The sequence below is a fragment of the Litchfieldia sinesaloumensis genome (assembly GCF_900156865.1).
GTDB lineage: Bacteria > Bacillota > Bacilli > Bacillales > Bacillaceae_L > Ferdinandcohnia > Ferdinandcohnia sinesaloumensis.
Window position 1 is genome coordinate 2,177,118 of sequence record NZ_LT732529.1, and the last position, 15,152, is coordinate 2,192,269.

General features: G+C 38.1%; 10 protein-coding genes and 1 other annotated feature. Of the genes, 1 reads left to right on the forward strand and 9 read right to left on the reverse strand.

The window, feature by feature from the left end; translation table 11 throughout:
* Positions 1 to 71: 71 nt before the first annotated feature.
* The 3 genes from aspS to CZ490_RS22500 all read right to left on the reverse strand — a co-directional run bounded on the left by aspS (position 72) and on the right by CZ490_RS22500 (position 3,721).
* Entirely contained in the window at positions 72 to 1,841 is a 1,770-nt protein-coding gene (gene aspS, locus CZ490_RS10895) for an aspartate--tRNA ligase (protein ID WP_077618921.1), read from the reverse strand.
* A gap of 11 nt (positions 1,842 to 1,852) precedes the next feature.
* Positions 1,853 to 3,121, reverse strand: coding sequence for a histidine--tRNA ligase (gene hisS / locus CZ490_RS10900; protein ID WP_077618922.1), 1,269 nt, complete (start codon positions 3,119 to 3,121; stop codon positions 1,853 to 1,855).
* An 84-nt stretch (positions 3,122 to 3,205) separates the two neighbouring features.
* Positions 3,206 to 3,447 (reverse strand) — a binding site (T-box leader).
* A gap of 97 nt (positions 3,448 to 3,544) precedes the next feature.
* Positions 3,545 to 3,721 (reverse strand): hypothetical protein, encoded by a 177-nt coding sequence (locus tag CZ490_RS22500; RefSeq protein WP_165439132.1) that lies wholly within the window; start codon positions 3,719 to 3,721, stop codon positions 3,545 to 3,547.
* A gap of 130 nt (positions 3,722 to 3,851) precedes the next feature.
* On the opposite strand from CZ490_RS22500, the gene CZ490_RS10905 reads away from it, so the two are divergent.
* A complete protein-coding gene (locus CZ490_RS10905; RefSeq protein WP_077618923.1) occupies positions 3,852 to 5,633 on the forward strand; it encodes an N-acetylmuramoyl-L-alanine amidase family protein in 1,782 nt (593 codons plus the stop codon).
* A gap of 169 nt (positions 5,634 to 5,802) precedes the next feature.
* Here the strand turns inward: CZ490_RS10905 and dtd are convergent, their stop codons facing one another.
* The 6 genes from dtd to secDF form a co-directional block, all read right to left on the reverse strand.
* Positions 5,803 to 6,243, reverse strand: coding sequence for a D-aminoacyl-tRNA deacylase (dtd, locus tag CZ490_RS10910; protein ID WP_077618924.1), 441 nt, complete (start codon positions 6,241 to 6,243; stop codon positions 5,803 to 5,805).
* A gap of 46 nt (positions 6,244 to 6,289) precedes the next feature.
* Positions 6,290 to 8,479, reverse strand: coding sequence for a RelA/SpoT family protein (locus CZ490_RS10915; protein WP_077618925.1), 2,190 nt, complete (start codon positions 8,477 to 8,479; stop codon positions 6,290 to 6,292).
* 205 nt (positions 8,480 to 8,684) lie between these two features.
* A complete protein-coding gene (locus CZ490_RS10920; protein ID WP_077618926.1) occupies positions 8,685 to 9,197 on the reverse strand; it encodes an adenine phosphoribosyltransferase in 513 nt (170 codons plus the stop codon).
* The gene (gene recJ / locus CZ490_RS10925) at positions 9,197 to 11,551 is read right to left on the reverse strand and encodes a single-stranded-DNA-specific exonuclease RecJ (protein WP_077618927.1); all 2,355 of its coding nucleotides are present in this window, start codon (positions 11,549 to 11,551) and stop codon (positions 9,197 to 9,199) included. Before recJ ends, CZ490_RS10920 begins: the two co-directional genes overlap by 1 nt.
* Before the next feature lie 87 nt (positions 11,552 to 11,638).
* Positions 11,639 to 12,535 carry a cation diffusion facilitator family transporter gene (locus tag CZ490_RS10930; RefSeq protein WP_077618928.1) on the reverse strand — a complete coding sequence of 299 codons (897 nt, stop codon included), beginning with the start codon at positions 12,533 to 12,535 and terminating at the stop codon, positions 11,639 to 11,641.
* Positions 12,536 to 12,677: 142 nt separating this feature from the next.
* Positions 12,678 to 14,921, reverse strand: a complete 2,244-nt coding sequence (gene secDF / locus CZ490_RS10935; protein ID WP_077618929.1) for a protein translocase subunit SecDF — start codon at positions 14,919 to 14,921, stop codon at positions 12,678 to 12,680.
* Positions 14,922 to 15,152 lie beyond the last annotated feature (231 nt).

Here is a 15,152-nt window from a genome sequence, read left to right on the forward strand (position 1 = left end):
TTCTAACTTATGTCACAATACTAACACACGACATACGTGTTTTACAAGTTGACCAAAAGGGGTTTTGTTCGCTATTTTCGAACATTTAACGACAAATACAAGTCGTTTAGTTGTGCTTTACTTACCTCTCCTGGAGCATCCGTTAATAAATCACTTGCGCTTGCTGTTTTAGGGAACGCGATGGTATCACGCAGATTACTTCTACCAGCCAATAACATTACAAGTCGATCTAATCCTAATGCAATACCGCCGTGTGGTGGTGTCCCATATTCAAATGCTTCCATTAAAAACCCGAACTGTTCCTTTGCTTCCTCTTCTGAGAATCCTAAGACTTTAAACATTTTTTCTTGGATGTCACGTTCAAAAATACGAAGTGATCCCCCACCTAATTCATAACCATTCAATACTAGGTCATAAGCTTGTGCCTTCACTTCCCAAGGCTTGCTTTCAAGTAGTTCAATATCCTCTCTAGCTGGCATTGTAAATGGATGGTGGGCAGCATAGTAACGACCATCTTCTTCATCAAACTCAAATAGCGGCCAATCCGTTACCCAAAGGAAGTTAAATTTGGAAGAGTCAATTAAATCTAGTTCTTTTCCAAGTTTTAAACGAAGTGCTCCTAGTGCATCAGCAACTACGTTCGGCTTATCTGCAACAAAGAAAAGTAGATCTCCTGCCTCTGCTTCTAATACAGCTCTTAGGGACTTTTGTTCTTCTGCATCAAAGAATTTAGCGATTGGACCTTTTAATTCTTCCTCTTCAACCTTTAGCCATGCTAGACCTTTTGCACCATATCGATTCACATATTCAGTGAGCCCATCAATGTCTTTACGTGTATATTTTGTTGCTGCACCTTTTGCATTGATTGCTTTTACTTGTCCACCAGTAGCTACTGCATTACTAAATACTTTAAATCCACTATCCTTTACAACCTCAGAAAGATTGACTAATTCCATTTCAAAACGTGTATCTGGTTTGTCCGAACCATAACGGTTCATCGCATCATTATACGTTAATCTTGGTAAAGGTAGCTCGATATCAAGCCCTTTTACATCCTTCATAAGTTTTTTCATCATTTGCTCAGCCATCGCAATTATATCTTCCTGGCTCATGAAAGAAGTTTCAATATCAATCTGAGTGAATTCTGGCTGTCTGTCTGCGCGTAAATCTTCATCTCTAAAGCAACGTGCAATTTGATAATAACGGTCAAATCCACCAACCATTAGTAGCTGTTTGAAAATTTGTGGTGATTGTGGAAGTGCGTAAAATTCACCTGGGTGTACACGGCTTGGAACAAGATAATCACGTGCTCCTTCCGGTGTACTCTTTGTTAAGATTGGTGTTTCAATATCTAAGAAGCCTTCTCCATCTAGATACTCACGAATTGATTTCGTGACATTGTGACGCATTTTAAATGTATCAAACATAGCCGTTCTACGAAGATCTAAATAACGATATTTCAAACGTAAATCCTCTGAAACATCAGTACGATCCTCAATCATAAATGGTGGTGTTTTTGCCTCATTAATAATTTGTAAGTTAGAAGCCTTTATCTCAATCTTACCCGTATTAATATTTTCGTTTACAGTTGCCTCATCACGTGCAACAACCGTCCCAACTATATCCAACACATACTCGTTTCTCACAGTTTCAGCAATTTCTAAGGCTTCCTTTGATTCTTCTGGACTGAATACTATTTGGACAATCCCAGTTCTGTCTCTAAGGTCAATAAAAATAAGGCCGCCTAGATCTCTTCGACGTTGAACCCAACCTTTTAATGTTACTTTTTCACCTATGGCTTGTTCTGTAATTTCACCACAATAATACGTTCTTCCAAACATGTTTCCCACTCCTAGTAACTTTTTTCAAGTAAATATGAAATAAACTGATCGATTTGGATTTCTTCTTGATTTCCAGTTTCCATATTTTTGACGTTAATAACGTTTCTTTCTAACTCTTCGTCCCCTAAAATGGCAACAAATTTAGCTTGTAATCTGTCAGCAGCTTTGAATTGACCTTTTACTTTTTTATTTAAATAGTCCTTTTCTGCAACTAAGCCTGCTCTTCTAAGGTCATTTACTAGCGTTACAGATTTCGCAGAGGCAGCATCACCGATTGCTGCAACATAACAGTCAATTCTATCTTCTACTGGTAATTCAATTTCCTCAGCATTTAATGCTGCTAAAAGCCGCTCGATACTTAACGCAAAACCAATACCTGGTGTTTCAGGACCTCCTAGATTTTCAACCAAGCCGTTGTAGCGTCCTCCACCACATAATGTCGTTATTGCGCCAAAGCCTTCTGCATCGCTCATAATTTCAAAGGCAGTGTGATTATAGTAATCCAGCCCTCTGACAAGACCTGGATCCACCACAAATTCAATTTGTAAATTTGTTAGATAGGCTTTTACTTTATTGAAGTATTCACTTGATTCCTCGTTTAAATAGTCAAGAATAGACGGTGCTGAACTCATTAGTTCATGGTCTCTGTCTTTTTTACAATCAAGTATGCGCATTGGGTTTTTCTCTAGTCTCGACTTGCAATCACCGCAGAATTCATCAATTCGAGGGGAAAAGTGAGCAATTAAGGCATCACGGTGTGCAGTTCTACTAGATTTATCACCTAAGCTATTAATAACAAGTTTCAGCTTATTTAACCCAAGTGATTTATAGATTTCCATTGCTAGTGCAATTACTTCTGCATCAATGCTTGCGTCGTTACTTCCTAATGCTTCTACACCGAATTGGACAAATTGGCGGTAACGCCCAGCCTGTGGTCGTTCATAACGGAACATTGGCCCACAGTAATATAGCTTTGTTGGCTGTGATGGGTTTCCAAACATTTTATTGTCTACATATGACCGGACTACTGCTGCAGTCCCTTCTGGACGAAGTGTCAAGCTTCGTTCACCACGGTCTTCAAAGGTATACATTTCTTTTGTGACGATGTCAGTTGTTTCACCAACACTTCGTAAAAATAACTCTGTATGTTCAAAGATTGGGGTGCGAATTTCTTTATAATTAAACCTCTTACAGATATCTCGAGCTTTCTCCTCGATATATTGCCATTTTTCCACATCACCTGGAAGAATGTCTTGCGTTCCTCTAGGAATATTAACCATTAATAAACTCCTCCTTACAACACAACTCTAATTATTCAGTTATAGCTGAATAAAATAAAAAAGCTCCCATCCCTACAATAAAATTGTAGGGACGAGAGCTTGGTATCCCGTGGTGCCACCCTAGTTAAGACTAAACAACTCGTTTTGTCTTCACTCGATCAGTTAACGCCTGAAACGTTCAGCTCCTACTAAAGCATCTGCTTTTTCAGAGAGAAACCTACGAGGTGTTCGTTCAATAAGTCATCATGTAGGAATGCTTTCAGCCCTTGACATTCCCTCTCTAATCATGTGTATTCTTATCTACTTTTCCCCATCACTGGTTCAGCTATCTAATATTGTAGAATTTTATATAATCATACGTATGAACTTAGCTAAAGTCAAGTTATGAAAGTGATTTTTTTTATTTTAAAAATAAAATGTTTTTTAGGAACGATGTAGTTGTTTTTTTAGATTGCGTACGTCTCGAACAGAAACGCCAAATTCACTTGCTAATTCAACATAGGTTGAAGACTGTTCCTTTTGAATAAAATCATGGAAATCAACTCCAAATACATTTCCACCCGTGTTTTGAACATTATTGCTTTTTTCACTAAATCTCATCCGACTCGCCCCTTTTATGTGATAGGATTATCTTTCCCTTTTTTAAGATTTTATTTCTTTTCAAACAGGATTTTTTGGTTTTATGTCGAAATTTATTAAAGTTATGTTTTAAACTCAAGGAGGCTTTTACGTGTTACACAAGATTTCAAAGATAGGACTTGCGTTCCTGCTCGCGATTGTTTTTTCAATTACGACAAACCCTAGACAACATGCAAATGCAGAAACATTCGCAATCATCGACACATCTGTTTTAAATGTGAGAGAAGGTCCTGGACTCTCCTACGCGCGAACAGCACAGGTTAAACAAGGAGAGAAATATACCATCATTGAACGTAAAAATGATTGGGTTAAGTTGCAGCTCTCTAATGGTAAAGCAGGATGGGTTGCCTCGTGGCTTATAAAAGAAAACCAGTCCAGTCAGACACCAACCGTTTCGACATCAAAAGTTGTTTCAACCGTAGATGGTCTTAGATTACGGAGTGGTCCTGGAACGGGCTTCCAAGTTATCGGCTCCTTAAATAAAGGAACAGAAGCTGGATTTATTGAGGCAAATAGTAACTGGACTAAGGTTTCATTAAATGGACATATTGGTTGGGTATCCTCTCAATTTATTACGACAAGACAGAGCACTGGTTCTACGAATTCAAGCCCAGGCTCGAATTCAAGTACTACGAAAAAGACAGGAACAGTTACTGCTTCCATCTTAAATGTTCGGAGTCAACCTAATTTACAAGGTCAAATAGTAGGTAAGCTGAAACTTAATGCGACAGTTACAATAACGAGTGAAAGAGAAAGCTGGTTAGAAATTGATTTTGGTGGAAATTCAGCGTGGATACATAGAGATTTCGTTGCAGGAATCACTTCTACAGGGGAAAAACCATCTCAACCTGCTACACCCCCTCAAAGTCCTACTAACCTAGGAAAACTCGGTGTTGTAACAGCATCCAGCTTAAATGTTAGAGATGGTGGATCACTTTCAGGAAAAGTGATTGGTAGCTTGAAGCTTGGGGATAAAGTAACCATTGAAGAGGAAGTAAATAATTGGAGTCGAATTACATTATCAAATGGTAGCAAAGGTTGGGTTGCTAGCTGGTATTTAGACGTTCAGCAAAATAAACCATCTGAAACTCCAAGCAACCAACAGACAACTGTAAAAATGCTTTATAATGGCACGAATATTCGTTCAGGCGCTTCGACTTCACATTCAGTGGTGGCTCGTGCGAATGAAGGTGATTCTTTCTCCATGCTAGCCAAAGAAGGTGACTGGTATAAAATATCCCTTCAAGGAAATAAGGTTGGTTATGTTGCAGGTTGGATTGTTTCAGTTGATGGAACTTCAACTGTTGTTGAAAGACCTGGAGCAAATCAATATTTAAAAGGGAAAACCATCGTAATCGATCCTGGTCATGGTGGAAATGATAGTGGTGCAATTGGAGTAAGCGGTACGTACGAAAAAAACCTTAACATGCGTACATCAAAAATGGTTGCGGATAAGTTAAATGCTTCAGGTGCAAATGTAGTAATGACTCGTAGCAGCGATAATTATGTTAGTTTACGTTCAAGAGTAAGTATCTCCAATTATCGTAACGCTGATGCTTTTGTAAGTGTTCATTATGATAGTATTAATGACCGAAGCGTACGTGGTGTAACCTCTTACTATTACAAGAATATCGACGTTGGATTAGCTTCAAATATTCAATCAGAGCTAGTAAAGAACACCGGTTTCAAAGATCGACAACATCGACAAGGTAATTTTCAGGTTTTACGAGAAAATCGAAATCCCTCTGTTTTGTTGGAACTAGGATTTATCAGTAATCCAACGGAGGAATACACAGTTAATACAAATAGCTTCCAGGAAAATGTTTCAAATGGAATCTACTATGGTCTTGCACAATATTTTAAAAGTAAATAATCACAGTAAAAAAGACAGCCTCAAAAGCTACTAGCTTTTGAGGCTGTCTTACTGTCTAGCTTCGAGCGCCATCGGCTCGAGTCACAATTCAAGCGCTTATGAAGGCAAAAGCTCCTTCTGTCATTACTTGTCTTATGCTAGTCGCCGATAACGGGACCTTACGCCTTTCTTATTTACTTTCAATAATTAAAGTGACTGGTCCTACATTTGTAAACTGGACATCCATCATAGCTCCGAAAGTTCCTGTCTCCACATGTACACCTTTGTCACGGACTTCCTTATTGAAAGATTCATACATTTCTTCTGCGTAATCCGGTTTTGCTGCGTCCATAAAGTTTGGACGTCGACCTTTCCGACAATCACCATATAAAGTGAATTGTGATACTGATAGAATACTACCTTTTACATCAAGTAAAGATAAATTCATTTTCCCTTCCTGATCCTCGAAGATCCGAAGATTTACGATTTTATCTGCCACATACTTAACGTCCTCAATTGTGTCAGAATGGGTGATTCCAACCAGAACCATTAGACCATTTTCTATCGAACCTACTTCTTCATTTTGGACAATCACTCGTGCATCTTTGGCACGCTGTACAACAACTCTCATAACCTATCCCTTCTGTACTCGCAATACTTGCTTAAACTCCATAATATTAGCTCATAACTCGACGAACCGTATAAATATCACGAATTTGCTTAATCCGTTCAACAACCTTATGAAGATGGCTCACATTTTGAATGGAAATGGACATATTGATTGTAGCCATTTTATTACGATCAGATTTTCCTGAAACAGCTGTAATATTTGTCTTCGTCTCATTTACAGCTTGGAGGACTTCATTTAATAAGCCCCTACGATCAAATCCATTTATTTCAATTTCAACATTAAACTCTTTACGATCGTTCAGGTTACTCTCCCATTCAACCTCAATTAAACGCGCTTTAGCATCCTGAGTATGAACATTTTGGCAATCTGCCCTGTGTACAGAGACTCCTCTTCCTTTTGTAATAAATCCGACAATCTCATCACCTGGAACTGGATTACAACATCTGGATAGACGAATAAGTAGATTATCAATTCCTTGGACCTGTACTCCTGAATCTCGCCTTTTCGAGCGTGTTGAAACCTGCTTAACTTCGGACACTGTTTCCGCAACTTGTTCGAGGTCACGTTGCTTTCTCAATTTATCCGTCAATCTGTTTGCAATTTGGGCTGCAGTAATACCGTTATACCCAATAGCTGCATACATATCATCTTCATTTGTAAAGTTGAACTTTTCTGCTACCCTTTTAATATTTTCAGGTGTTAAGATGTCTTTTACTTCGAACTCAAGGTTGCGAATTTCTTTTTCGACCAGTTCTTTCCCTTTTTCAATATTCTCTTCACGTCGTTGTTTTTTAAAGAATTGACGGATCTTATTTTTTGCTTGTGAAGTTTGAGCAAGTTTAACCCAATCTTGACTTGGACCATAGGAATGTTTAGAGGTTAGTATTTCAATGATATCCCCCGTTTTCAATTCATAATCCAAGGTCACCATCTTCCCATTTACTTTAGCACCAATCGTTTTATTCCCAATTTCAGAGTGAATCCGGTATGCAAAATCGATAGGAACTGAGCCAAAAGGCAGTTCGATCACATCACCTTTAGGTGTAAAGACAAACACCATATCCGAAAACAAATCAATTTTTAAGGATTCCATGAACTCTTCAGCGTTGGACGCGTCGTTCTGCCATTCTAGAATTTCACGGAACCATGTTAATTTTTCCTCAAATGTTGATTGTTGGTTGACCTGTTTCCCCTCTTTGTACGCCCAATGTGCCGCAATCCCGTATTCTGCAATCTGGTGCATTTCCACTGTACGAATTTGAACCTCCAGTGGGTCACCCTTAGGACCGATAACAGTTGTATGGAGAGACTGATACATATTCGGTTTAGGCATTGCAATATAATCCTTGAACCGACCAGGCATTGGCTTCCAACATGTATGAATAATACCTAAAACAGCGTAACAATCTTTAATACTACCTACAACAATCCGGACAGCGAGTAGGTCATAGATTTCATTAAATTGTTTATTTTGCAGAACCATTTTTCGATAAATACTGTAAATATGCTTGGGGCGCCCCGATATGTCCGCTCTGATAGATACCTCATCAACACGGTCTTTTACTTCATCAATTACATCATCAAGATATTCCTCACGTTCCGCACGCTTCTTTTTCATGAGGTTAACTATACGATAGTACTGCTGTGGATTTAAATAACGTAAGGCTGTATCCTCAAGTTCCCATTTAATTTTTGAGATACCGAGGCGGTGTGCTAATGGAGCAAAGATTTCGAGCGTCTCATTAGAAATTCTGCGCTGCTTTTCTGCTGGGAGATGTTTAAGAGTACGCATATTGTGCAAACGGTCTGCTAGCTTAATTAAAATTACTCGTATGTCCTGGGCCATTGCCACAAACATTTTTCGATGATTTTCAGCTTGCTGTTCTTCCTGAGATTTAAATTTAATTTTACCTAGCTTCGTTACCCCATCAACAAGCATAGCAACCTCTGGGGTGAATGCATCACTGATTTCTTGGAGAGTGACTTTCGTGTCCTCTACTACGTCATGTAAAAAGCCACCCGCAATTGTAGAAGGGTCCATTTCGAGATCCACTAAAATACCTGCAACCTGTACTGGATGTATGATATAAGGTTCACCCGATTTACGAAATTGTTCCTTATGGGCTTCATCTGCGAATTGATAAGCACGTGAAATAAATTCGATATCATCGTCATTTAAATATTCTTTTGCTTTTTCTATCACTTGCTCAGGAGTTAAGACCTGTTCGTTTGCCATGGATTTTATCACCTTTTTAGAAATTAAAGATTCAAAGATAAGCTCTTTGAATCGTTTTTAAATATTGAATAAGAAAGTTATTGTTACTATTATCTTGAAATTTTCGATAGATGTAAAGGGAAATGAAAGAAATAGTGCTTACAGAGTGAAAAAACTTAGCTTACGAACGTAATCTATTAAAAAAAAGCGCTCATAAAGAGCACTTTTAGAATTGCATTAGTGTTAATACATCATATCCATCTAACTTATCACGACCATCTAGGTATGTGAGTTCGATAAGGAATGCAATTCCTGCAACAACACCACCGAGTTCTTCCACTAGTTTGATCGTAGCTTCAATTGTTCCACCAGTTGCTAATAGGTCATCTGTAATAAGTACACGTTGACCTGGTTTAATCGCATCTTTATGGATTGTTAAAACATCTTTTCCATATTCAAGACCATAATCTACTTTTATTACGTCCCTTGGTAGCTTTCCTTCCTTCCTAACTGGAGCAAAGCCTACACCATGTGAGTATGCTACAGGACAACCAATAATGAAGCCACGTGCTTCTGGTCCAACAACAAGATCGATTTCTTTCTCTCTTGCATACTTTACGATTTGGTCTGTAGCATATTTATACGCTTCACCATCATTCATTAAAGGCGTAATATCTTTAAACTTAATTCCTGGTTTTGGATAGTCTTCAACAATTTCGACAAATTTTTTTAAATCCATTAATTTATTGCCTCCTCAAGCGAATGCGAACCTTTATTTAGTGCATCAAACCACTGCTTTAATTGTTGATATGATGAATACAATAATAGCTTTTCCAATTCAATTCGTTTTGCTTTCAATTGGTATGTTTTCGATTCAGTCAAATCCCTTTTCTTGCCCTGATTTGATAATGAAATAAGTCCATTGTCTATTTTAACAAAATCTAATTCAAAAAACACCTGTGACATGAAATCAATTGTTTCCGTTGACCAGCCTCTATATTTTGCTAGTTCATGGGCATAGCGATTTAGATTAAATGGACCCTTTTTAGCTAAAAATGCGTAAAACCATTTAAAATGCTCTCTAGTTGGTATTGTACTGAAAAAATGGTCCTGTTCCTGATAGAACAATGTATAAATTCGATCTGGGAGGCCTTTTTCAAATAATGCTTTAATCAATTCACCTTCATCTGGTAAATCAAGTAGAATAACATGCTTTGTATCTAATTGTTGATTTTTTGCTTCTTCAATCGAAGAAATAACTAGAATATCCTGGTTTTCTACTTTTAACTTTTGAGGTGTTTCTGTTGAAAAAGAAATGAGTTGAAGTTTTTCATCCGCTATCTTCTCAAGATAAGAAGAAAAATCACGCATCCCACGAATATCAAATAATTGCCACTCATTTACAGCGATGTCTTTTAACATAATTTGTGGTTTACGGTTATTGTTCCATTCATTAATAGATAATTCTCCAATAACAGATACCTTTGATAAAGGAGAAATCCCTTCACAAGCATGTCCTAATCCAAATCCGACCCCGTCTAATCCTATTGATTCATCTTGTAATTCTATTTTTAAATGACTTTGGTCTGCCCCTATTCGACGGATTGTATTAACTCCAACATTATTAATCTGCACAGTTGGTTTTGGATTCCCCATTCCAAACGGCGCAAGTTTGTTCATTTCGAATATAGACTCAATTGTAATCTCATGAATACTACAAATTGCATCGACTGCAGCAATTGGTTGAAAATCTTCTTGTGTTAATACTTCATTTGCAATCTCATTAAGTCTTGTTCTTAAATCGTCCACATCATCAACAGCTAGCGTCATACCCGCAGCCATCGGATGACCACCGAAATGCGGTAGGATATCACGACACGTGGAAAGACTTTCATAAAGGTTGAATCCCTCTATACTTCTTGCCGAACCTTTAGCCAATCCTTTTTCAGGGTCAATACTAAGGACAATTGTTGGGCGATAAAAACGATCAACTAGTCGTGAAGCAACGATTCCTATTACCCCAGAGTTCCAGCCTTCTCTAGCGATAACTAATACGGAATTAGAAGAGGGTGGGTAGTTTTCCTCAACCTCTTGAATGGCTTCTTGAGTTAATTTAGTAACAAGTTGCTGTCTTTCCTTATTCAGTTCATCGATTTCATCGGCAATATATGCAGCCTCTTCAAGATCATTTGTCATTAACAAATCAACCGCAGGATCCGCAGATTGCAAACGACCTACTGCATTAATTCTTGGACCAATTGCAAATCCAACGGTTTCTTCGGAAATATCATTAGATTCAACTTTGGCTTTTTTCAATAATGCCTTTAAACCAGGTCGTTGTGTATTCTGTAAAGCCCTTATTCCCATTTTAGCAATAAGACGGTTTTCCCCATGTAAAGGTACCAAATCGGCGATTGTTCCAATAACAGCCACATCCAGTAAATCTGTAGGTACAGTTCCACGTAATGCATGGGCTACTTTAAACGCAACACCAACCCCGGCCAATTCCTTGAACGGATATTGACTATTTGGTAATTTTGGATGAATAATGGCTGTTGCAACTGGTAACTCAGGACCCACCTCATGGTGATCCGTAATAATTAAATCTAATCCCAGTTCTTTTGCCACCTCTGCTTCATGAAGGGCTGAAATCCCTGTATCTACCGTTATAATTAAAGAAATCCCTTCTGATTTTGCCCAGCGGAAAGCTGCCTCATTGGGACCGTATCCTTCTGTAAATCGATTTGGAATATAAAAATCAACATTTGCACCTTTTTCTTTTAAAGCAGTGACCATAACAGTCGTACTGCTAACCCCGTCAGCATCATAATCACCAAAGACTAAAATACGCTCCTCTTTTTCAATGGCCTCATTAATACGTTCGATGGCCGTACCCATTTGTTCAAGTAGAAATGGATCGTGGAATTCGAGTTTGTCTAGTTCTAAAAATTCACGTGCTGACTCTACGGTTGTAAGCCCTCTACTCACTAGCAGGGATGCTACTAGAGGTGTAACTTGCAGCTCTTTAACAAGTAGATTTGCAATTGTATTGTTGCATTCATTTAGTTTCCAACGAGTTTTAGATTGTAACAAAATGCTCACCCCTTAACCACACTATTATACCGGAGCATTTTGTGTGTTACAACGATTGACATTTTTTATTCACTATGTGTCTACCGTTCATTCGTCGTCTGAGTAAGGATTAATATGGATAAAGACATTTTGTACATGCGCATTCTCCATCAGCTTGGCTTTAACCCTTTTCCCAACTTTATGCCCTTCTTCTACTGTCATATAGGGATCAACTGAAATTTTTAAATCAACAATGACATAATGGCCATGTTCACGAGCATGAAGCTCTGTTATTTTTTTTACATCTGGGACCGACATAACTAGTTCTCTTAATTCAGTAGTATCTTCATCATGTAAAACATGATCTAATGTATTATGTATTGCCTCTGTTCCAAATTCCCATGCCATCTTTAAAATTAAAATGGCCACAACTATTCCTGCAACTGGATCTGCATAAACGAGCCAATCAATGCCTAAGTAGCCACCAATTAACGCACCAACAATTCCTACTAGGGTTGCTAGAGATGCAAATACATCGGAGCGATCATCGTACGCATTAATTATGAGTGCGTCACTTTTAATCTTTTTTCCGAGATTATACTTATATCGAAACATGATTTCCTTAATGACAATTGAAAAAAGAACCGCATATATTGCCATTGATTTTGGAACATCAATTGGCTGGAAAAATGCTTCAAAAGACGATTTTCCAATTTCAAAGCCAACGAGTGCTAGTAATACAGCAACAATAATGGCCGCAATAGATTCAGCCTTACCATGTCCATAAGGATGGTCCTCGTCTGGTGGTCTTTTTGCTGCTCGTACACCTATAAAAACAGCAAGAGAACCTGCGACATCTGAAGCAGAGTGGACAGCATCTGCTACAAGTGCACGGCTGTTTGATTGAACACCTATTACCCATTTAATAACGGCTAATATGATATTACCTACGATACCAATAATAATAGCTTTTTCCGCTTGTTTAAAGCGATCCTTCTCTTGCAAAAATCCTCATCCTCCCCTTTTACGTTTGAGAAATTTCTATTCTACACATGTTTTTTAGTCTATCCAAAAGTAAAACAACTCATCAAGGTTAAACGGAATATAAAAAGCCGTGAAAAAATCACGACTTTTTACTAATTATAAATTAAACCTCTGGTTCTGCTTCTGTCTTAACAGTTCGTTTTTTAGCTAATTGCTTCGCTTTCCAAACTAACCAAAGTTGTGCAGCTATGAATATGGATGAATACATACCCGCAACTAAACCGATTGTTAACGCGAAAGAGAAATTTGTAATAGCTTGTCCACCAAGTAATAACAAAGCCACACTTGTGAAAATAACTGTTATAGCAGTATTGACAGAACGGCCTAATGTCTGTCGTAGACCAGCGTTTACTATACTTGCCAAATCTTCGTAGGTCTTAATACGCTTTTTCTTCTTATATAGTTCCCGAATCCTATCGAAGGTTACAATCGTGTCATTAATTGAATAACCGATAATTGTTAAGATGGCGGCAATAAACGTAACGTCCACCTCAAGGCGAGTGACACTAAAGATTACAATCATAAAGAATGCATCATGGAATAGTGCGACAATTGCCGCTAGTCCCATTAACCATTCGAAACGGAAAGCTACATAGATGATAATACCAGCCATCGCAATTAAACTAGCGATAAACGCATTTCTCGCCAGTTCTTTCCCGACTGTTGGAGAGACAGTACTTACGTTAGGGTCTGCTCCATAGATATCATGAAAATGGGCTTTAACTTCATTCACTTGCTCTTTTGAGAGTTCATCTGCAAATCTAGCAACACCGATTTCCTTATTATCACCTGAAATAATAATTTCCTTCGCTTCTAAATTTAGCTTACTGAGCTCTTCAGCAAATTCTTCTTGAGTAATAGCCTCTTCTGCAAGAACTTCTATGCGTGTACCCGCAACAAAATCAATTCCTAAATTTAATCTAAAGATTGCTAGTACCGCAATACCTACAATAATCATTATTCCAGATGCCAGGAAGAATTTCCTTTTATGCTTAGCAAAATCAAAGCGGTCAAATTTGGTTGGGTAATTTCCTTCCTCATCAGCATCTGCCAAGTTACGAATTTGACTTTGTTTAACTCCAAACCAACTTGGCTTTTTATTTAAGAATTTACTATTAACCCATAAACCAAGTAGTAGTCGACTTCCGTATACTGCTGTAATAAAGCTCAGTAATATACTTACAATCAACATTGTAGCAAAGCCTTTTACGGCACTTGTACCAAAGACAAATAAGACCCCAGCCGCTAATAATGTTGTAATATTCGCATCAAAAATGGTCAAGAATGAGTTTTTACTACCTGAACGGTAGGCAGATAGGATTGATTTTCCAGACCTGATTTCTTCCTTAATCCGTTCATAGGTAATAATATTGGCATCAACAGCCATTCCGACACCAAGGATTAACGCAGCGATACCTGGTAAGGTGAGAACCGCATTCATCCAGTCAAACACAAGTATATTTAAATAAACAAAGATACTTAACGTGATTGTAGCAATTACACCAGGGAATCGGTAGAATACAAGCATGAATAATAGCACTAAGGCAATACCGATTGCTCCAGCAATAATTGTTTTGTTGAGAGCCTGCTCACCAAATTTCGCTCCAACTGAAGTGGAGTATATCTCTTCAAGATCAACAGGAAGTGCACCTGCATTTAATAAAGAAGCAAGTTCTTTTGCTTCGTCAACAGTAAAGTTGCCTTCGATTGAGACTGATTTTGAGTTAAATACTTGACGAACTGTTGCTGCAGAAAGGTACTTTGGATTTGGGTTATTACGTTCAGTCTCGAACGAATCTACACCTTCTTCAAAGTCTAACCAAATCACCATTAAGTTGTTTGGAGCTAGGTCGAGAACTTTTTGAGTAGCATTTTTTAAGTCCTCTGGGTTAGTTACGGTTAAAGAAACAGCTGGTTTTCCATATTCGTCGAATGCCTGATTTGCACCATTTTGTGCTAACTGTGAACCATCAAGTAGTACGTTATCGTTTACATCTCTGAAGGTTAGCTTTGCTTGAGTTGATAGAATTTCACGGACCTTTTGCTGGTCTTCTACACCCGCTAGTTGCACACGAACGCGATCTTCACCTTCAATTTGGATATTTGGTTCATTTACACCAAGTACGTTTACACGGTTATTTAGTGCATTAACGGTACTTACTAGGGCTTCTCTATCAATTTTATCGCCTTCCTTAGCCGGTTTTACCTCATAGAGGATTTCAAAACCACCTTGGAGATCAAGTCCTAATTTAATATTTTTTGCGGTATCAGTACCAGTTACTCCAATTAATGCCCCAAAGAGCAACACCAGTACGAAAAACACCGCGATCCGGCCTTTTTTAACCATAAGTATGTATGTCCTCCTTTTTATAAGAAAAGCACAAGGCACGCAGCCTATCGGTAACAAGTATTAGACGAGCTCTGACAGAAAGTGCAATTTACCTTTCCGAAGTGATTAGCTTGTCCTACGAGCCGAAGACACTTTTAAAGCTAGACATTCTAGCCCAAAACATGACTTGTCCTATAAAGCCCTTCATCACAATTATGAAACAATGCGAATTTCATGTCAATTACGGCT